A 20,745-nucleotide genomic window follows, 5' to 3' on the forward strand; every position below is an offset into this window, starting at 1 on the left:
AAATTATGCCCTATCTTTATTAAATATCAGGTGAGGTATCATTACATTGTGATGAGATGTTATTTGATTAATTCTTATCTATTGATATTATTAAGAAAACATTTACTTCGGGGTATTAAGGTGAAAACAAAAAAAACAACGACTATTGTCATTGACCAAACTAACGACAATGCGCGAGATCTCCCAATAGCCAATGAAGAACAAGACAAAAAATCAGAATCTCCTACGCACAAACAGTTTTTTAAAATATCACAACTATTGGGTGTTGAAGCACCTTTGCTACCGATAGAAAAACGTATGCCCCTTGAAGATCGTAGTAATAAACGAAAAAGATTAACTAAATTACGTAAACAAGAAAATATTGAAGCCATAATGGATAAAACATTTAGCTTTTTCGAACACAAGGATATCGATAAAAGACCAGATATAGACTGGCTTAACCGATATATAGTTTTAGCGGAGAATGTTAGTAACAAAACCATGCAAGATTTATGGGCTAAAATTTTAGCGGGTGAACTATCACGCCCAGGTTTGTATTCCCTTAAAGCATTAAAAGTTTTTCGTGATATGAGTATTACGGACGCTAAGTTGTTGGCAAAGGCCTGCTCTTTAGCAGTAAAAGATCATAGTAAAAAAAATATTCGTATTATTTCAGGTAGTTATCAACAACCAGGACTATTTAATTTTCTCAATAAAGATAGGCAACAATATGTAAATCTAAGTCATTTTGGTTTGAATTATGCTGACATATTAGCTTTAGCCGATAACAATTTGATCTTTCAACAAGAAAGCGAATCAAGTGCTATGACAAAGGGTGAAACACTTACGTTTTATTATAATAATGTGCCGCTGAAATTAAGCAGTAAAAACAATAACATTGCATTACAGTTTTATAAATTCACACCTATAGGTACCGAGTTGGCGAATTTAATTACAGAGAAACCAAATGATGAATTTTTCGCGACATTAAAGCAACAATTAACTCATCATTTTGATCTAAAAGATAGCGAATGATCTGTAATGAAATAACAACCTTCGATAAAACGAAGACATTTATGAATTACAAATTATCTTCTTTATTATCATTTAGTTGAGAGGAATTACACTTAAATTCCATCACCATCTGTATGTAATCCACACTCTCTTTGCCCTGGACCAAAACGGGTTTCACTTTCGTCCATACCTAACGTTAATGGTCTAGTACTGTGAACATCCCCAACAGACACATAACCTTCATCCCACAACGGATGATAAGGTAAATTATGTTGTGTTAGATATTGATGCACATCTCTATTACTCCAATCAATAATAGGGTGTACTTTAAAACGACCACGTAAAATACTAACGACAGGCAAGCCTTGCCTATGCTCAGTTTGCTGACGACGAACCCCTGAAAACCAAGTACCACAATTTAGCTCTGACAAACCACGTTCTAAAGGCTCTACTTTATTTTTATGATTGTATTCTTTGAGTGCTTGCTCGTCTTGTGCCCATTGCTCTCCATACTTAGCTAATTGCCAAGCGGCACTTTCTTTTGCACTATAAACATGTAAGTTTAATTTTAATCGTTCAGTTAACTGCTCAATGAAACGATAAGTTTCTGGAAATAAATGCCCAGTATCGGTTATCAATACCGGAATATTCGCATCAACTTGTGTCATCATGTGCAGCATAACGGCTGATTGAATACCAAAGCTAGACGATAATACGAACTGACTAGGTAAATTTTCCATAGTCCATTCTATGCGTTCAATGGGCGATTGTTGCTCCAAAGATTCATTCCATTGTTCAAGCCAAGGTTTAGGTAAAGAGGCCGGAAAGCGATTTTGAATTGGCGCTTTCTCTTTGTTTAGTAAAGTACCTTCTTGGCTCACTTTAGCTAACTCTCCTGCTTTGCTCAACGTTAAAGCATTATTCATCATGAAAGTCTCTTACGCTTATTACTACTTCTTTTACAATGCCAAGACGAATAGTAAAATCACCAAACCCCTCGCCTTTATTTCGTTCTGCAGCCCAACGCGCACTTAAGTTATCTATTTCGTTTAAGATGTCTTGCTCGCCTAGGTTTTCTTTATAAAGCTTAGGAATTCTTGTACCCGCTAAGTTGCCACCTAAATGCATGTTGTATTTACCAGGACCTTTACCTACTAAGCCCATTTCTGCCAACATTGCTCGACCACAGCCATTAGGACAACCTGTAACGCGTAAAATGATAGACTCATCTTTCAAACCATTTTTATCTAGAATTGTTTCAACATCATCAATTAACCCAGGTAAATAACGCTCTGCTTCTGCCATTGCTAATGGACACGTAGGCAATGCAACACAAGCCATAGAATCTTTACGTTGTTTGGTTACGGTTGCATCCATTAGGCCATATTTAATCGCAATGGCTTCGATTGCAGCTTTCTGCTCAGTAGGTACGCCTGCCACGATCAAGTTTTGATTTGCGGTAATACGGAAATCACCTTGATGAATTTTCGCTAATTCAGCCATACCTGTTTTTAATGGCTTATTTGGAAAGTCTTTAACACGGCCATTTTCAATAAATAACGCTAAATAGTGTTTGCCATCAATACCTTCTGACCAACCAATTCGGTCACCGCGTTCAGTAAATTCATAAGGGCGGCTTTCAGCGAACTTACTTCCTGCACGTTTTTCAACTTCGGCTTTAAAAACATCAATACCGACGCGATCAAGGGTATATTTTGTTTTCGCATTTTTGCGGTCAACACGATTTCCCCAATCTCGTTGAGTGGTTAATACGGCCTCTGCAAAAACGAGTGTTTGATCAACAGGTATATAACCAAAATCATCCGCCTTTCTAGGGTAAGTTGCTTTATCACCATGAGTCATCGCTAACCCACCACCAACTAACACATTAAACCCGATTAATTTACCGTTTTCTTGAATAGCCACAAAGTTTAAGTCGTTACCATGCACATCAATATCGTTAAGCGGTGGAATAACAACCGTGGTTTTAAATTTACGAGGTAGATAAGTACTACCTAAAATAGGCTCTTCTTGCTTAACAGTACTTTCAACCTTGTCAGCATCTAACCATACTTCAGCATACCCACGCGTTCTAGGCATAAAATGTTCGCTAATTTTCTTTGCCCATTCATATGCTTCTTGATGTACTTCAGACTGATACGGGTTAGCAGTACATAACACGTTTCTGTTCATATCTGACGCAGTGCCAATACTATCAATTCCAATACTATTTAAGGCTTTATGAACGGTTTTAATGTTCGGCTTTAAAATACCATGATACTGAAATGTTTGACGCGTTGTTAAACGAACACTACCAAACATAGTATGTTCAGTCGCCCATTTATCTACGCCTAACCATTGTTTAGGTGTAATAATGCCGCCAGGTAAACGTGCACGAAGCATTAAGGTATGCAACGGCTCTAACTTTTGCTTTGCACGTTCAGCGCGAATATCACGATCATCTTGTTGATACATGCCATGAAAACGGATTAATTGGAAATTATCACCTGTCATACCACCTGTGGTTTGATCTTGTAAATCTTTAGCTATCGTTCCACGTAAGAAGTTACTTTCTGTCTTAAGACGTTCGTTATCATGCAACTTACCTTCAACAATGATAGGACCCGGTGCGATAACTTGTTCAGAATTATTACTTGTGCTCATTAATAAACATCCTTCTGATAACGCTTAGCGTTACGTAAATCTTTTAAATACTCTTGTGCTTGCTCTGCTGATAACTTGCCTTCAGTGGCAATAATATCTATCAATGTTGCTTCTACATCTTTTGCCATGCGACTCATATCACCACAGACATACACATGAGCACCACGCTCTAACCAACTAAACACTTCAGCTGAATTTTCTTTTAACCTGTCTTGTACATATATTTTTTCAGCTTGATCTCTTGAGAAAGCTAAGTCTAGTCGAGTTAACAAACCTGATTTAAGGTAAGCTTGCCACTCAACTTGATAGAGAAAATCTTGGGTGAAGGTTTGATCACCAAAAAATACCCAATTATCGCCGGTTGCTTCGTCGGCTTCACGCTGTTGCATAAAAGCTCTAAACGGAGCAATACCTGTACCCGGACCAATCATAATGACAGGGGTATCATTATTTACGGGTAGACGGAAGTTGTCATTATGTTCAATAAACACTTTAACCGCTTGTCCTTCTTCAAGACGATGCGCTAAATAACTTGATGCACCACCAAAACGTTGCTGACCATCAACTTCATAACTCACAACACCTAAGGTTAAGTGAACTTCTTCTTCCACTTCAGCTTGTGCAGAAGCAATAGAATACAAACGAGGCGTTATTTTACGTAGTGCATCAACGAAAGGTTGTGCTTCAACCGCTGCCGGAGCTTGCTTTATAATATCAATAATTTGATGATTAGCTGCAAACTCACGGCTAGCATTTTTGTCTGAAGCAATCTTAACTAGATTTTCATTACCTGACTGATTTGCCCAAAATTCAATAAACGTCGGTGCCGTTTGTGTAATTTCTAATTGGCTAATCAAGGCATCTTTTAAATTGAATGTTTGTTGCTCTCCATTTACTTTTAATGAGATGTCTTCATCACCTGTAAAATTAAGTGTGCTCAGTAATTCCTCGGCTAAAACCACATCATTTTCAAACCATACCCCCAAGGCATCGCCTGCTTGATATGTAAGGCCAGAATCACCAAGGTCTATTTCTATATGACGTACATCTTTTGCTGAATCTCTACCCGTAATTTTTTGACTCACAGAGAATTCAGCCGTTAATGGATTTTGTTTAGTATACTGACTTACCTCTGAACCATTACTAGTAACAGGTAAATCAATCACAGTAGCCATTCCGGCATCTTGTTGAGTTAACTCATCTTTTAATGCCTTAACCATTGACTCAGTCCGGCTTAATGTTTCACTGTCATAGTCAAGGTCACAATCAATACGTGGAGCAATCTGTTTTGCACCTAACGCTTTTAAGCGCTCATCAAAATCTTTACCTGTTTGACAGAAAAACTCATAACTGCTGTCACCTAAAGCTAATACGCTATAACTTAATTCAGGTAGCTTAGGCGCTTTTTTACTGAATAAAAACTCATGGAATATAAGCGCATCATCTGGTGGCTCGCCTTCGCCATTCGTACTGGAAACTATCAATAAATGTGTTTCTGATTTTAATGATTTTACTTTATAGTCAGCAACATTTTTAAAATTGACTGTAATGCCTGCTGCTTTAGCACTTTGCTCTAATTGCTTTGCAACACCTTTCGCATTACCTGTTTGTGATGCATATAAAATGGTTAATGTTTTAGCAACTACGGCCATAGGTGCAGTAGATATAGGAACACTTTGCCCTGATTCACTTTTTGCCGCAAGATAACCACTTGCCCACGCAAGTTGCAACGACGAATAGCTTGAGGTTATTTGCTGTAATAAACCAAGTTTGGTTTGCGTCAAGTGAACTTGACGATGTATTTGAAGTTTGCTGTAAAGATAGCTGCTCTTGTGGCATAAGAATATTCACCTATAACAATGTATGGGTAAAGGATAGACAAAAACTAATAAAGCTAAAAAGAATAGATAGCTGTTTATTATTCTAAAAAGGTATATAAAGATAAGTAGCCATCAAAAATTAACCTTAGACAATCGTAAATTATCCCGCTATGTTAATAAAAATAAGTACTTATAGTAGGATAATAGGAATAACACCTTTGTGAACATTATTAACCCATTCAAAATACTTTTTTCACCGCTGCATTTATTTATTCTCCTTGGTGTTATGTATTGTGCTACATCTCATAGTTTTGAGAAGAAAACTGTCTATAAATATGTATCTGCCAGTAATGTTACTTCTTTTTCTGACATTGAACCTATCGGCCGTAACTTTAAAAAGATTGTTGTGGACTGCTACGCCTGTAAAATTAATTCAACTGTCGACTGGTATAGAACTAAATTATATTTATCAGAATTTAGACAATACATTAGTCAAGCGGCGTTACTTCATAGTGTAGACCCTGCGTTCGTTCGAGCAATCATTCATGCAGAATCTCATTTTGATAGAAAAGCTATTTCCAAACAAGGCGCACAAGGTTTAATGCAATTAATGCCAGATACAGCACAATCATTAGGCGTTAAAAATGCCTTTATAGCCAAAGAGAATATTAATGGTGGTGTAAAACATTTAGCCCACCTATTTAAGAAATATCACGGGAACAAAAAATTAGTAGCCGCTGCATATAATGCGGGTGAAGGTGCGGTAAAGAAGTATGGTGGTATCCCTCCTTTCACAGAAACAAAGGTTTACATAGAGCGAGTTGATATTTTACATAGACGCTATCAACGCGCTATAAAAATATAAATCCCAGAGAAACAAGTTCACTGGGATTTTACCATATATGGTATTATTTAATGGTGTGCTCTTTAATTATTAGGCTTAAAGCGTACCTTTAAAAATGCACGATTGTACCCACAAAAACACCATCAAAGGTTAAATCAGAATACAAATCATCTAAGTCGTTTAATTCTAACTTCATTGAGCGATATCCAAGCATTACATTTAAATCAACCGCTAAATTGTCAAGCACTTCATAGCTTACACCTACTTGATAATCGTATAGTGTTTGATCGTCGTAAGAAGCAAAATTACCCTCTGCAAAAACATTAAAGCCAGTAAATGGCAAACCAACAATAGTTGATACATATAACATAGGTACAATACCTGAGCCGCCTAACTCACTGGTAATTGTGTTTTGTCCCCCCTCTTCAGTATCTGAACTATAGATGCTTGATGCACTAATATGTGTATCTATATCGCGGGCTGTTAAGCCAAAATCAATAGTAAGCAAGTCATTATCAAAGAGTTCATAATAGAAGGTGTAATCTATATAACTTAGATCAAATACGGCATCAACATGTGCATTAACATCGTAGGTTTGTCCGCCAAACGTAAACTGGCTTTGAAGATCAGTATTACCTTTTGTATCTAAGGTCGTTGATGCTATTTTCAAGTTTGGAATCAAAGGAATTGGATGCTCAAGTGCAATAAAATAATTACTTTGTGTTTTATCTTTAAATGAAAAACTTGTTTGATCTTCTGCAAGCTCTCCTTCGCCAAAAGAACCATCAGCCTGATTAGCCCAAATTTGTCCACCAATATAAAGCCCTAATAACGTATCTGCTTGCGAATTAGTACTGAGTACTGCCGCTAAGCTTGTTATTATGATTGCCTTTTTCATTCTCGTTACCCTTTTCTTAATAATTCATTTAAATCAATTAATGCTGCATTAGCGCGCGAAATATAGTTAGCCATGACTAAAGAATGATTAGCTAACACACCAAAACCGTCACCATTTAACACCATTGGGCTCCATAGTGTTTCTTGGCTAGCTTCTAATTCGCGAATGATTTGTTGCAGGCTAATAGTCGCATTTTTATTTTTTAACACACTGTCAAAGTCAATTTCTACGGCCTTTAAAAAGTGTAATAACGCCCATGCTGCGCCACGAGACTCATAAAACACATCATCGAGTTTCCACCAACTTGTTCTTACTTGTGAATGAGACCCTTCGTTTGTTGATTGCCTTGCTTCACTGTCTCCTGCTAAATCAGTATTAATTTTATCTTTACCTACGCTCGCACTTAGTTTTTGAGAGTAACTACCTAACCGTTTTTGAATCTCATCTAAATACGACGTTAAATTATCAGCTCTCGCATAAAATTGAGCACTATCATTTTTAACGTTACTAATACCAACTAATGCATTTCTATAGAGGTATAAACTATCGATCGCCTTTCTATATTCAGATTCAGCACTTGGCATAGCCCAACTTCTATTATCAATATTAAATTTGGGTTGAGCTTTTTGAATATGTATGTTTTCTAATGATTGCGATTGTGAGCGACTAAAGTCTTTTCTCAAGACTAACGCCATATCTCGCACCATTTCTAATACCCCAAACTCCCAAGCCGGCATATTATCTAAAAATACACCTGGCGGTAGTGCATCGTTAGAGATATACCCCCCGGGTTTATCAAGAATACTTGAAGCGACTTTTATTAACGTTGTGGTAGTGGTATACCCCACAACCGGTGATACATTGTCGGCCGCTGCTGCTGCAACAACTTCTTCTTTAACATCAAACGACGCAACATCGAAGCTCCAATAAACGCCAACCAAATAGAAAAGTAAAAAAACACTGGCGACAGTAAAGCCAACAGTTTTCGCTGAGAAATTCATTCGCATAGTTTGCTCCTAGTGATGATGAACATGCGTTTTTGACACAGTTTTCTGTGCTGCTTGTTCTTGAGTCGGACTATAAACAGGCATTTGCATCGTCACAGACACATTATCAGAAAAATTTAAAGTTATCTCAACCTCTTGCTGAGATTTTAGGGGATTTTTAACATCAAATAACATTAGATGAAAACCTGAGGGCTGAAGCTTAACACGTGCGTTAGGTTCAATCACAATAGAATCTACTTTACGCATGCGCATCATACCATCAATCATTGAGTGTTGGTGAATTTCGATTCTAGGAGATACATCACTATGAGCACTCAGTAATGTAACTGCTTTCTCTCCTTTATTTTCAATATCCATATAAGAGGAAGAGTGAACAGTGCCTGGGATGGTTGCACGAACATAGGCATGCTCAATTAATAGCATTGAGTTTGGCTTTTCAGCCATTGGATTTGCTTTTCCAAAAAAGCTTATAAAAACACATGGTAATACTATACAAAAAAAATATATCTGCTTCATTTTATGCTACACATCCCTTTAAATAATTGATGAAGTTAAATTAGCCTTAGCTCGTTTTTTTAACTGGTTTTTGAGTTTTATTGTTCATTTTTTCTTGGTTAAGGCTATTTCTTCATCTTCTAATATATCATCTTGACAATTTATTCGTGCGATAATTTATACATTTGAAATTTTAGTGCTGCCTAGCTCGATTATATTGTATTTCTGACTTATTTCTAGTGACTAACCAAATAATTAAAGCAATTAATAAAACAGGCCAAAAAATACCAATGGCTACCATAACTATGGAGCCTGCAATTAATAAAGCAATAAAAATCAATGAACCAAAAACACTTAACACTATCGCTAATGCAATGAGTACAAGAATAACAGTGGCTACTGCTGATACGCCTACCGCTTTTAACGGCTCAATTAATTGACCATCCATATAAACGTCTATGTCAAGAAACTCCAAAAAACTAGTACCTAAAACATACGTAAGAAATAGCGTTGCAAATATTGCTAATAGTAAAGATTTAAAAAATGTCATCATACCCTCCCACATTTAACCGTATTAATTCTTATCTGCGTCGACTATCTGGCAATAACATACTGGCAACGACATAAGCAACCGCAGTTGCAACGGGAAGCATAATTAGAGCACCTATTGCCGCAATTCTCACAACGACACGTGGAAGATCAAAGTGTTTGGCAATCCCGCCGCACACACCCGATACTTTTTTATGGTCGCAATCTCTAGACAAACTTCTGCTTATACTTGGGCTCGCCGAATATTCTCTTTCATATTTCATACTATTTTCCTTCTCAATGTTGCTTGTATTCCAGGGAAAGTGGAATATGATTCAAATTTACCTCCCCTGCTTTCCCCAATTACGCACTTTTTCTGAACAAACCATTTTCTACGTAGGTTGTGCAGGCAAGTTACCATTTAAGCCGCTGCTAATTTCTGCCTAATTTGCGCTATTTCTTTTTCTATTGCGTCATTTTTTTCTAATTCATCAAATTGTGAATTCAAGCTTTCATCTGCTGAATTTGTTTGTACTAAATCATATGCTTCAACTTGTGCTTCAATGTTATCTATTTTTTGTTGGTATCGTTCAAACTTACTCATTGCTTCTTCAATATTGTACAGCGCAGACTTTTCTCGAATTTTTAACCTCACTTGAGCTGATTCTTGGCGGAGTGTATATGCCTCTTGACGACGTCGTGCTTCTGACAGTTTAGTTTGTAAACGAGACGCATCATCTTGCACTTGCGCTAAAAATTCGGCTAATTGCTCGCTTTCATTTTCAAGTTGCTTTAGTTCATTTTGATATTTATGTTTTTGAGTTAATGCAGATTTCGCAAGATCTTCTCTTGTTTTCGTCAGGGCTAATTCAGCTTTACTTTGCCAGTGTTCAATACTCGCCTGCACCGACGCTATGTTACGATCCTGTGATTTTTGCTCTGCAATATTTTTCGCTGCTGTTGCTCGAACCTCAACTAACGTTTCTTCCATTTCTTGAATGATCAAACGTATCATTTTTTCTGGTTGCTCTGCTTTGTCTAGCAAGCTATTTAAATTTGCGTTAATAATGTCACTAAAACGTGTAAATAATCCCATGAGTTTTCTCCTACTATTTCAATAATTGTTTATTCAGTGGTTTAATTAGCTTCCGGTTGCGTTGCTTGCTCAGATTCATTAGTTTCTGATTCCGATCTGCTCTCAGTAAAAAATGCTAAAGACTCTATAATCGACTCATCAAAAGTAAAGTTAGCATTAAGGCGATTAATTTCTTCAGATATTGACTGTTGTAATTGCAACGTAAAGTCTCCTATAACCTGTTGTCCTTGTGCTATTACCATCTCACTTATTGAATTTTCAATAAGTGACGAATCAGCTGCTTTGGCATTGACACTAAAAGCAGCTCCTAATGTAATAACTAATGCCACGGTAATTGCGCTACGATTAAAATGTTTCATGTTGAAATTCCTTCTTTAAATTGTAAAAAATATTGGTTAAATCATTAACAACATCACGTTGTTATTGTGTGTATTTGAACACTTATGACTACTATTACAAATGTCATGCCAACAGAATAAAAAAACACAACAAATTGATTTAAAACAATTAATTTCAAACTAACAAAAACACACCTAATACAGACATAATATGTCAAACAAAAATTTAGTTAAATTGACCATGCCAATAGTAAATTTGACCAATGTATATTACTGCCTAAATTTAAACTCACATTAGTTTAAAGTTTAGACATTCGTTAGAGGTAACCTCTAGCCACAATGCTTACGTAATTCAAGATATAAAAATTAAACATTAACTTTCAATAAATTAAAGATTGCAAACTTCTTAAGCCGAATTGAGATCAATTAAACTAGTATAAAAATAGCTGCTATAAGTAGATTGAAAAGTCGAACTCAGATTAACTAAACCAACTTTAATTAATTCATGATAGTGATTTGATAGTTGATGGTTGTTTGGTGGTTATGGTTATGGTTAAGGTGATAATTTCAAGTAATATCGCTTCAGGCAATGGAACAAAATTGATGCGAAATTTGTCTCTATGATTAGTTAAATCATATAACTAAAGGAGATTTACACTTTATTCTATGTTCACTAAATTGAATAGTTGCTAGTTTTGCCCCTGTTTTTGTGCAAAGAAACTCACCAGTAAAGACAAAGCAAATATTGAAAAAACGGGTACCATCATTAAAACGAGTAAAGAAGTTGGCGTTAACATAATTTGTTCCTTTAAGTTATATTGAAAAATAGTCGATTTTGGCAATCCACTTTAACTAAGGAGATGAATTACGCACCTTAGTAATAAATTTTACTAACTATTACAAAGGTTGTGCCATTCTTTCAATTAGAAACTAACTTATTAATAATTAACAAGTTATAGTTAATTTTATTTGTGTTTTTATATTATTCCCGTAGGATAAAACAACCAAATCTGGCATAAACAACTATTTTTTAGCGAATTATGTAACAAAAGATAAAGAATACTATGCCCAATAAAAGTACCGCCATAATTATACCAATGGTATTAAATGCCTTTTTTATGCTAACAAAGTTGTACTTGATACTGGCAGTGTTGACGAAATAATCACGTATTCCACCGGCGGTAGAGGACAAAAAAACAACTCGCCGACCAAAGTGTGAGGTTACTTTATGGAGTAGTTTTACCTCACTGGCAATTGTTCAGATATTTATTTAGTTAACCTGAGCTCGGTTCAAGGTATGATTAACTTGTTGAAAATTAATATTTAATTTTAATTTTATCACTATGATTAGATAGTTTTGCTACTTTAGTCCGCAAAATAAGCAAGGCAAATTTACGCGTCAATAGGGAGCTATTGCAAGTGAATTTAACGAAGAAGTTAGCAAAAATAGCTTTTATAAAAAGATTTATTAAGCCGAGCTGAGGTTAGTTATTACAACTTGAGCAAAGGCTTGCTTTAAGGTGTCGCCATTTGCCTTATCGTCACCAGATGAATCCCCCAAAGAACGCCGAAACTGTCGCGCCCCTGCCAAGCCATTACATAGCCCCATCATATGACGAAGTACATGCCATGCTCGATTATTTCCATGTTCTGGCGTTGTACTAATATAACTATCAATATACTCCGCCATAATATTCACGACTTGCTCCCGCGAGATTATTGGTTTATTCACACCATAAATCTGTTGATCAACTTGAGCCAACATATAAGGGGAGTTATAAACTTCACGACCGATCATCACACCATCAACATGCTGTAAATGCTCATTAGCCTCTACCAACGTTTTGATACCCCCATTAATAGAAATGTTTACGTTTGGGAAATCTTGCTTTAGTTGATAGACCCTAGCATAGTCAAGAGGTGGAATATCACGGTTTTGTTTTGGGCTTAAACCACTTAACCAAGCTTTACGAGCATGTACAATAACGTGCCGACAGCCTGCGTTAGCCACTTGTTCAACAAATGTGTGTAGAAACTCATACGAGTCTAAATCATCTATACCAATACGCGATTTCACCGTAACTGGTACATTTGTAGCCGCTTGCATTTCACTAACACACTCAGCTACTAATTGTGGCTCAGCCATCAAACAAGCACCAAAACGGCCGTTTTGAACGCGATCTGACGGACACCCCACATTAATATTAATTTCATCATAACCATGTTGCTCTGCAATTTTCGCACATTCCGTCATGTCTTTAACATTACTACCACCCAATTGCAGAACTACGGGATGTTCAGCATTATGATAAGAAAGATAATCCCCCTTACCATGTATAATAGCCCCTGTTGTTACCATTTCGGTATAAAGAACCGTATGGGCGGACATTGTTCGGTAGAAATATCGGCAATGCCGATCCGTCCAGTCGAGCATGGGTGCAACGCTGAAACGATGATCTATTGATTTTGTTGTATTTAATGGGTTTACTGGGTTTACTGGGTTTACTGGGTTTAACATTCTATAGCCTTGAAAATTACACTGTATAAATTATCGTGATTTTCTATTAATTGCCGTCAATTTCCATGAATAGTACACCCTATGTACACCATAAATGAGTAGGATTTTTAATGGCTTCATGCACTGACCAAATTTCACTAGACAATTACCAAACGTCAAATGGTAAATGGTGACTTTAGCTATCGCTGTACAATTGTAGTTAAGAAAAACAGCGCGATTATACACTGAGAATCTAAAACATTCTGTAAAAAACTAGCAAAAAATTGGAAGGAAAAAGTTGATGTTAACCCTAACGATGCATTTTTGATACTTGATGGGGCAAGGTTTGGACTTCCCAGATTTCACTACAATATTTATAATTATTAGAAATAAACAAAATCTGTAGATTCAGTAGATATAGTTACGTTCACATTCTATCGCTTTAATAAAGATTCATTTCATTTTTTTAATTATTGTCTATAATCATCACTCAACGAATTAAGGATGATTAAGTGATGAAAGAATTCCCTCCTGTAGTACTTGTTGAAACCTGGCTACATATTATCAACTGCAAAAGTAAAAACATTTCTCGTCAAAAAAAGAAATACTCCAAAACATCAAAGTACATTTTGGCACAGTGGAATTAGCAAAATTATATGTTGAACAAAGTAAGGATGAAGAGATTGAAATTCATTTTCTTTAGTGTTTACATAACAGGTAATGAGGAAACTTTATTTTTCAAACTGATGCTTAGGCTTCTTATTGTAGACAAATCGAGTTAACTAACCTGAACTCAGCTTAATAATTGTTTTTCTAATCGGTATTAATCTATAACCATTGGCATAGCTTCAATATTTACAATTTCACTACGATTCATCGTTATTTTAAAACGCTGTAAGTGTTCACCTGTTTTGTCTACACAGCGAAGAATAAGGTTGATTTGATAGCGACGTTCAACCGCTTGGCTTGATATTTTTTGCCCATCTAAACTATACAAACGACCAAGACCTTTTTTCAAAAAACGAACAAAGGGGGTTAAATTAAAAAATATTTGTTGTTGAATTTCATCATACCCGGGTAAAAAGGCTTTAACGATCACTTTATTATCGCAACGAAAATGAAACAAACGGGCGGCTTGCTTATTTTGTTGCCGACGCTTTTGAAATAAGTCATTCACTGATTTAGGTAAATCTTTTGGGGTTATGTATTCTAACCACAGTATTTGATTCAAAATACGTTTTTGATTAACACTGTGCCTAAATATATTTTGCCATTTTGGGCGACCTTTTTGAATTTTACGCCAAATTACGTTGGTCACGTCTTCTTTAAATGTTTCTCGTAAACCGTAAATCAAGCCTAAAAAAGCGATCAACGCTAAGGTGACTTCGGTGAAGCTTGATCGTGCATTCAGTACAAGCAACATAACAAAGGCCATAATAACCGCAGTAACGCTGCCTCTGACTAACCGTTTCAAATTTAAATCTAAATATCGCGTTTGTTTTTGAAATACCACACCGTATTCAATTAAACGCTGTAACAACCGCATTTTATTCGTTATACGATTAGGGTCTGAAAGCGTTATCTGCGAATTATAGTTACATTCAATACGATAATTATTTTCTTCACGACAAAAAGTATATAAAAACTCGCGTTCCGTAGTAAATTCACTACTTTTAGGCCCCTTAGACAGTAACTTTAAAAATGACTGTTCTATGTGCCAACTCAAATAGTTATCGGCATTTTCAAAAAAAGAACTCAATTTAGTGTCGGAGGGGGTAGATCGTCGTAGTTTTTTTACTAATCCTGCTATCTGGTCTGCTAATTCAATAGCTGCAGGATAAAACTCTTCTGCCGTTTTTAATTTTAAGGTTTGTTTGACATCAGCATCCGCTATTTTTAACTGATAGGAATACAAATTTAAATTCAGTCGATAGTCACTTTGCCCATTTTGATCTTCTTCTTCGAAACGTTGACTGATAAAACGACTTCGCACTAGAGGAAGATGTAATTGGGCCGAATAATAGGCACTATGACTTTTAATATTACTGTAAAAGTAATCTTCAACATTTAACGTGCTTGGGCTGATGCCCATTTCAACAGGCAGCGAAAAATAAAGATCAATACGTTGCAATTCTTGAGGCAACAATTGATAACTTATTTTAATCGATAAATTCTCATCTTGAGATAATTTGACTTTTTTCACGCCTTAATACTTCACCCTAGATAATATGGTTAATTTTTTCCCTCTAATTACAATATACTAACCTTATTACTTAAAATAAAGCAAAGGCTCTCTGTTCAGCCATTAACAGTATATTAATGGCTGAGGTTGAAACATTACAATGTTAGAGACTTTACTTTGCCTTCTTCGTTAGTTTTTCAGATATTTTATAAACCACCACAAAAAACAAAGGTACAAAGAAAATAGCCAATACGGTTGCCGATAACATACCACCAAATACCCCAGTACCAATCGCATTTTGACTGCCAGATCCGGCGCCAGTGCTTAAAACTAAAGGGGTAACACCAAGCATAAACGCTAGTGACGTCATGATAATGGGTCGTAAACGTAAGCGCGCGGCTTCAATAGTTGACTCTATCAAGCTTTTTTTACCATGATTTTCTTCATACAAAGAACGCGCAAACTCAATAATAAGAATAGCGTTTTTAGCCGCTAACCCTATAGTGGTTAACAAGCCCACCTGAAAATACACATCATTCGATAAGCCTCTAGCCAGTGCAAATGATAATGCACCTATCACACCCGCCGGTACTACCATCATCACTGAGAAAGGAATACTCCAACTTTCATATAATGCCGCTAGACATAAAAATACAACTAATATTGATAAGGCATACAATAACGGTGCTTGATCACCTGATTGCCTTTCTTGCAGTGACATACCTGACCATTCAAAACCTATGCCTTTTGGTAATTTCGCTGCAATTTCCGTCATCGCCTGCATGGCATCACCCGTACTTAACCCTGGTGCTGCTTGCCCCAAAATTTGTACCGACGAAACACCGTTGTAGCGTTCAAGTTTTTCGGGCCATATATCCAACGCGCTGAACTAAAGGCAGTAAAAGGTACCATTTCATCCTGATTATTGCGTACATACCAAAATTTAAGATCATCAGGCATCATTCTATAAGGCGCATCAGCTTGTACATAAACCCTTTTCACTCGACCATTATCAACAAAATCATTCACATAATTTGATGCCCAAGCCGTCGAAAACGTTTGATTAATATCTGTAAGTGACAAACCTAACGCCATCGCTTTTTGTTGATCAATATCGATTTTAAATTGTGCTGTATCTTCTTGACCATTGGGCCTAACAGCCATTAACCGTGGGTCTTGTGCTGCCATACCTAATAACTGATTACGTGCATTTATTAGCGCTTCATGCCCAAGTCCAGACAAGTCTTGTAACTGGAAGTCAAAACCTGATGAGTTACCTAGCTCTCTTATTGCGGGAGGAACAAACGCAAATGCGGCCGCTTCTTTAAATTGTGAGAAATGCCCCATTGCTCTACTAGCAATAGCTTTAACGTGTTGATCTGCTCGTGTTCTTTCTTTCCAATCTTTGAGCTTCACAAAAACTAAGCCCGAATTTTGGCCTTGTCCACTAAAACTAAAACCAATCACGGAAAATATCGCCTCCACATTCTCAGCTTCATCTTCTAAATAAAATTTTTCTATTTTATTCATCACTTCTGCAGAGCGTTCCTGACTAGCACCTTGTGGTAGTATCATTTGTGTAAACATGGTGCCTTGATCTTCATCAGGTAAAAAAGAAGTTGGCAGACGCATAAACAAAAAGACTAGACCAACAACTAATAATCCATAAATCAACATGTAACGAACAGTTTGGCTTAAGATCTTTCCTAAAGCCGATTGGTAGCGGATGGTTGATCTATCTATTAATCGATTAAACCAAGCAAAAAAACCTTTTTCCGGTTTCTTATGATGCTCAACAGGTTTTAGCATTGTGGCACATAACGTCGGGGTTAGAATAAGGGCAACAATGACAGATAACACCATAGATGACACAACGGTAATGGAGAATTGTCGATAAATAACACCTGTAGAACCACCAAAAAATGCCATGGGCACAAATACAGCAGATAAAACTAATGCAATGCCAATTAAGGCACTGGTAATTTGTTTCATGGATTTACGCGTAGCTTCTTTCGGAGACAAGCCCTCCTCATGCATCACACGCTCAACATTTTCAACAACCACAATGGCGTCATCAACCAACAACCCTATGGCAAGCACCATACCAAACATCGTTAAGGTGTTAATTGAAAAACCAAAAGCCCATAAAATCGCAAACGTTCCCAGTAATACAACCGGCACTGCAATGGTTGGAATAAGGGTTGCTCTAAAATTTTGTAAGAACAAATACATAACACAAAAAACTAAAACAATTGCTTCAGCTAACGTTTGTATTACCCCCATTATGGATAATTTAACAAATGGCGTGGCATCATAAGGGAATACCACTTCCATTCCTTCAGGAATTAATGGGCTCAATTCGGCAATACGAGCACGAATAGCTGCCGCTGTTTCAAGCGCATTAGCCCCTGATGCTAAAGAAATACCTAAACCTGCAGCCGTTTGATTTTTATACTCTGTCAATAATTGATAGTTTTCGCCACCCAGTTCAACACGAGCCACATCTTTTAGCAATATCGTAGAGCCATCCGCATTAACTTTAATCAAGATATTGCTAAACTCTTCCGCTGTTTTTAAGCCCGTTTCAACAATAATACTGGCATTAATTTGTTGTCCTTTAACCGAAGGTGCCCCACCTAATTCACCCGCGGCAATCTGTGCATTTTGATTGGTTATCGCTTCAGTAATATCTTGGCTACTTATCCCGTATTGCGTCATCTTTTCTGGATTAATCCAAACACGCATAGCATATTGTGATCCAAAAAATCTTACGTCACCAACCCCGTTAACCCGGCTGATTTGATCTCGAATATTGGCAGCAATAAAATCTGATATATCATTTCGGTTAAAGTGATTATCTGGTGAATAAAAAGCAATAACCATTAAAAAACCAGAAGATGACTTTGCTACTTGAATACCATTTTGCTGTACGGTTTGCGGTAATAATGGCATGGCCGTTTGAAGTTTATTCTGAACTTGTACTTGTGCTGTATCAGGGTTAGTACCCGCGGTAAAAGTTAGTGTAATACTGGCATTACCGCTAGAATCAGACGAAGCACTAATGTATTGCACATTGTCAATACCCGTTAAACTTTGCTCAATCACTTGTACTACCGTATCTTGAACCACCTCACTAGAAGCCCCCGCATATTTTGCGGATATAGAGACCGATGGAGGGGCTACATCCGGATACTGAGAAATAGGTAATTGCAAAATAGACAACACACCGGCAAGCATGATCATTATGGCAATAACCCACGCTAATATAGGGCGATCAATAAATGTTTTAGCCATGCTTTATTTCACCTCTAAACTTGCATGTACAGGAGTAACAGGTGCGCCAGGGGCAATTTTTTGTAAGCCTGTGGTGATCACTTTCTCGTTAGCCACTAGTCCCGAAAGTACTAGCCAATTTTGCCCAATTGAACGGCCAATTTTAATAACTCTAATTTCAGCAATATTATCATTGTTAACCACATAAACACTCGACTCACCTTTACGGTTAAACTGCACCGCTTTTTGTGGAACCAAAATACTATGTAAACGCCGGCTTGAGTTAATTCAATACGTGCAAACATACCCGGCAACAACCGTTTATCTTTATTTTCAAATTCAGCACGTATTGTTACTGTGTCTGTATTTGGATTAACACTCACTTCATTAAACAATAACTTACCCTTGTATGAGCTATTGCCTAAGGTAATTTTCGCTCTATTTTCAACAGATTGTAATTCGCCTGCAGCAATACGTTGCTGTAATTTATTAATCTCTGAGCTCGCTTGCTTAATATCAAAATATATTGGGTCTAGTTGAGTAATAGAGGCTAACGCATCACTTTGTCCTGCGGATACTAGCGCCCCTTCTGTAATATTCGACTTACTAATTATTCCAGAAATAGGTGCTAACACTTGAGTATAAGTTAATTCAATATTGGCTTTGTGTAATGCAGCTTTATCCATCGCTAATTCAGCGTTCAACGCATCAAATTGCGCCTGTGCTTGGTCAACACTTTGTTGACTAACAGACTTGTCTTTGATTAGCGTTTTATAGCGTTTTAATTCTGCCTTAGCGGTAACTAAATTAGCATTCGTTTGTGCTAATTTTGCCTGAGCAGAAGCCACATTTGCTTGATAAATAACATCATCTATTTGATACAAAGGTTGTCCTGCTTCAATACGACTACCTTCAACAAAATGACGTTTTAAAATAATCCCTGTTACTTGCGGACGTACTTCAGCTACTTTTGATGCAACCGCTCTCGCAGGTAAAACATCTACTAACGAGACACTTTGCTCTGCTATTGTCACAACATCAACTTGTTGTCTTGGTCTTGTAGATGCCGATTGTTTGTTTGCTTTACTTGGCCGGCATGCTGTTAAGAACACAATAAACGATGACAACAACATAAAGGTGTTGATCTTCAATTTCATAAAAACCTCTAACTGATTTTAATTATAATGACAAAACATGACAATCTATAAAGCACAGGAGCCACGGTTAAATTTGAAATATCTTACGATAGGCAGACAAATACGAAAAAGGCCTTCTACTGTAGATACACTCCTTTGAGCTAAATAAAATACGTACATTAATTACAAAATTAAACATACATACACGAATGTTTTGTATTTTAGATTAGTATTAACTACAATATCAACCATTAATTAAACGATATTGATGCTTTTTGTAAATATTTATGTAGGTGAGTTATGGTAAGAAAAACCAAAGAAGAAGCAATAGAAACGCGTAATCAATTACTCGATGCTGCGGAAGCTGTTTTTTATGATAAAGGCTATTCTCAAACGACCTTAATGGATATTGCTAAACATGTAGGTATGACGCGTGGTGCGATTTATTGGCACTTTAAAAACAAAGTTGACATATTTGAAGCTATGGTCGATCGAGTAAGGTTACCACTAGACAGATTGGCTGAAGAATGTGCTGATGAGAACGAACCCGATCCTTTAGGAAAATTACGTGAGTTTTCAATCGCTTTATTGCGAGACATAACAACAGATGGAAGAAAAAATAGAGTGATGTCTATTTTATTTCACAAATTTGAACAAAATGGTCAAGCGGAAGAGTTAGAAAAAAGACAAGTGATGTCATTTATTGAATGCACTAATCGAATTGAACGTAGTTTAATTAATGCCATCAATAAAGGGCAGTTACCTCAAGATTTAGATGTTTATCAAGCAGCTATAATAAAACATGCTTATTTCGCAGGTTTACTCAATAATTGGTTATTCTTGCCTAATCATTTTGATCTAAATTCAATGATAGAACCCTTAGTTGATAATTATATGTTCTTACTCCACAACAGTCCTGAATTAAGAATTAAACAGTAAGCATTACAACTTCAACTACTTCATAGTTGCACTAT

Annotated in this window: 17 protein-coding genes and 1 pseudogene; 3 read left to right on the forward strand and 15 right to left on the reverse strand. The window is 36.5% G+C overall.

The annotated features are described in order from the left end of the window. The first annotated feature begins 120 nt into the window (after nt 1-120). Complete coding sequence (locus L3081_RS17290; protein WP_242287287.1) at nt 121-1,014, forward strand: TIGR03899 family protein; 894 nt, start codon at nt 121-123, stop codon at nt 1,012-1,014. Nucleotides 1,015-1,106: 92 nt separating this feature from the next. Here the strand turns inward: L3081_RS17290 and L3081_RS17295 are convergent, their stop codons facing one another. Genes L3081_RS17295 through L3081_RS17305 form a run of 3 tightly spaced genes read right to left on the reverse strand, consistent with a single transcriptional unit; the run spans nt 1,107 to nt 5,441 of the window. After that, entirely contained in the window at nt 1,107-1,919 is an 813-nt protein-coding gene (locus tag L3081_RS17295) for a phosphoadenylyl-sulfate reductase (RefSeq protein ID WP_420839761.1), read from the reverse strand. After that, the gene (cysI, locus tag L3081_RS17300; RefSeq protein ID WP_242287289.1) at nt 1,912-3,657 is read right to left on the reverse strand and encodes an assimilatory sulfite reductase (NADPH) hemoprotein subunit; all 1,746 of its coding nucleotides are present in this window, start codon (nt 3,655-3,657) and stop codon (nt 1,912-1,914) included. The genes L3081_RS17295 and cysI overlap by 8 nt, the downstream gene beginning before the upstream one ends. Continuing rightward, entirely contained in the window at nt 3,657-5,441 is a 1,785-nt protein-coding gene (locus tag L3081_RS17305) for an assimilatory sulfite reductase (NADPH) flavoprotein subunit (protein WP_242287290.1), read from the reverse strand. Before L3081_RS17305 ends, cysI begins: the two co-directional genes overlap by 1 nt. A 256-nt stretch (nt 5,442-5,697) precedes the next feature. Between L3081_RS17305 and L3081_RS17310 the strand changes: the two genes are divergently transcribed. Beyond that, complete coding sequence (locus L3081_RS17310) at nt 5,698-6,342, forward strand: lytic transglycosylase domain-containing protein (RefSeq protein WP_242287291.1); 645 nt, start codon at nt 5,698-5,700, stop codon at nt 6,340-6,342. A gap of 88 nt (nt 6,343-6,430) precedes the next feature. On the opposite strand, the gene L3081_RS17315 is transcribed toward L3081_RS17310, so the two are convergent. The 12 genes and pseudogenes from L3081_RS17315 to L3081_RS17365 all read right to left on the reverse strand — a co-directional run bounded on the left by L3081_RS17315 (nt 6,431) and on the right by L3081_RS17365 (nt 19,792). After that, entirely contained in the window at nt 6,431-7,219 is a 789-nt protein-coding gene (locus L3081_RS17315) for a TIGR04219 family outer membrane beta-barrel protein (protein WP_242287292.1), read from the reverse strand. A 5-nt stretch (nt 7,220-7,224) separates the two neighbouring features. After that, on the reverse strand, nt 7,225-8,226 hold the full coding sequence (locus L3081_RS17320) for a DUF2333 family protein (protein WP_242287293.1): 1,002 nt from the start codon (nt 8,224-8,226) through the stop codon (nt 7,225-7,227). Nucleotides 8,227-8,235: 9 nt separating this feature from the next. Then, the gene (locus L3081_RS17325; RefSeq protein WP_242287294.1) at nt 8,236-8,670 is read right to left on the reverse strand and encodes a copper chaperone PCu(A)C; all 435 of its coding nucleotides are present in this window, start codon (nt 8,668-8,670) and stop codon (nt 8,236-8,238) included. A 244-nt stretch (nt 8,671-8,914) separates the two neighbouring features. Then, the gene (locus tag L3081_RS17330; protein WP_242287295.1) at nt 8,915-9,271 is read right to left on the reverse strand and encodes a hypothetical protein; all 357 of its coding nucleotides are present in this window, start codon (nt 9,269-9,271) and stop codon (nt 8,915-8,917) included. A gap of 31 nt (nt 9,272-9,302) precedes the next feature. Then, nucleotides 9,303-9,533 (reverse strand): PspC domain-containing protein, encoded by a 231-nt coding sequence (locus L3081_RS17335; RefSeq protein WP_242287296.1) that lies wholly within the window; start codon nt 9,531-9,533, stop codon nt 9,303-9,305. Nucleotides 9,534-9,670: 137 nt separating this feature from the next. Beyond that, nucleotides 9,671-10,345: a phage shock protein PspA gene (gene pspA, locus L3081_RS17340; RefSeq protein WP_242287297.1), complete on the reverse strand. Its 675-nt coding sequence runs from the start codon at nt 10,343-10,345 to the stop codon at nt 9,671-9,673. Nucleotides 10,346-10,386: 41 nt separating this feature from the next. Further along, nucleotides 10,387-10,704 carry a hypothetical protein gene (locus tag L3081_RS17345; RefSeq protein WP_242287298.1) on the reverse strand — a complete coding sequence of 106 codons (318 nt, stop codon included), beginning with the start codon at nt 10,702-10,704 and terminating at the stop codon, nt 10,387-10,389. Nucleotides 10,705-12,151: 1,447 nt separating this feature from the next. Beyond that, a complete protein-coding gene (dusA, locus tag L3081_RS17350; RefSeq protein WP_242287299.1) occupies nt 12,152-13,201 on the reverse strand; it encodes a tRNA dihydrouridine(20/20a) synthase DusA in 1,050 nt (349 codons plus the stop codon). An 802-nt stretch (nt 13,202-14,003) separates the two neighbouring features. After that, nucleotides 14,004-15,383, reverse strand: a complete 1,380-nt coding sequence (locus L3081_RS17355; RefSeq protein ID WP_242287300.1) for a UbiA prenyltransferase family protein — start codon at nt 15,381-15,383, stop codon at nt 14,004-14,006. 151 nt (nt 15,384-15,534) lie between these two features. After that, nucleotides 15,535-18,656, reverse strand: a pseudogene (locus L3081_RS17360) (efflux RND transporter permease subunit). Nucleotides 18,657-18,659: 3 nt separating this feature from the next. After that, on the reverse strand, nt 18,660-18,839 hold the full coding sequence (locus tag L3081_RS29200; protein ID WP_420839753.1) for a permuted SH3 domain-containing protein: 180 nt from the start codon (nt 18,837-18,839) through the stop codon (nt 18,660-18,662). Beyond that, nucleotides 18,767-19,792, reverse strand: coding sequence for an efflux RND transporter periplasmic adaptor subunit (locus L3081_RS17365; protein ID WP_242287301.1), 1,026 nt, complete (start codon nt 19,790-19,792; stop codon nt 18,767-18,769). The genes L3081_RS29200 and L3081_RS17365 overlap by 73 nt, the downstream gene beginning before the upstream one ends. 279 nt (nt 19,793-20,071) lie before the next feature. On the opposite strand from L3081_RS17365, the gene L3081_RS17370 reads away from it, so the two are divergent. After that, nucleotides 20,072-20,710 carry a TetR family transcriptional regulator gene (locus tag L3081_RS17370; protein WP_242287302.1) on the forward strand — a complete coding sequence of 213 codons (639 nt, stop codon included), beginning with the start codon at nt 20,072-20,074 and terminating at the stop codon, nt 20,708-20,710. Nucleotides 20,711-20,745 lie beyond the last annotated feature (35 nt).

Origin of the sequence: Colwellia maritima, from assembly GCF_022669015.1 — a bacterium.
GTDB classification, from domain to species: Bacteria; Pseudomonadota; Gammaproteobacteria; order Enterobacterales; family Alteromonadaceae; genus Colwellia; species Colwellia maritima.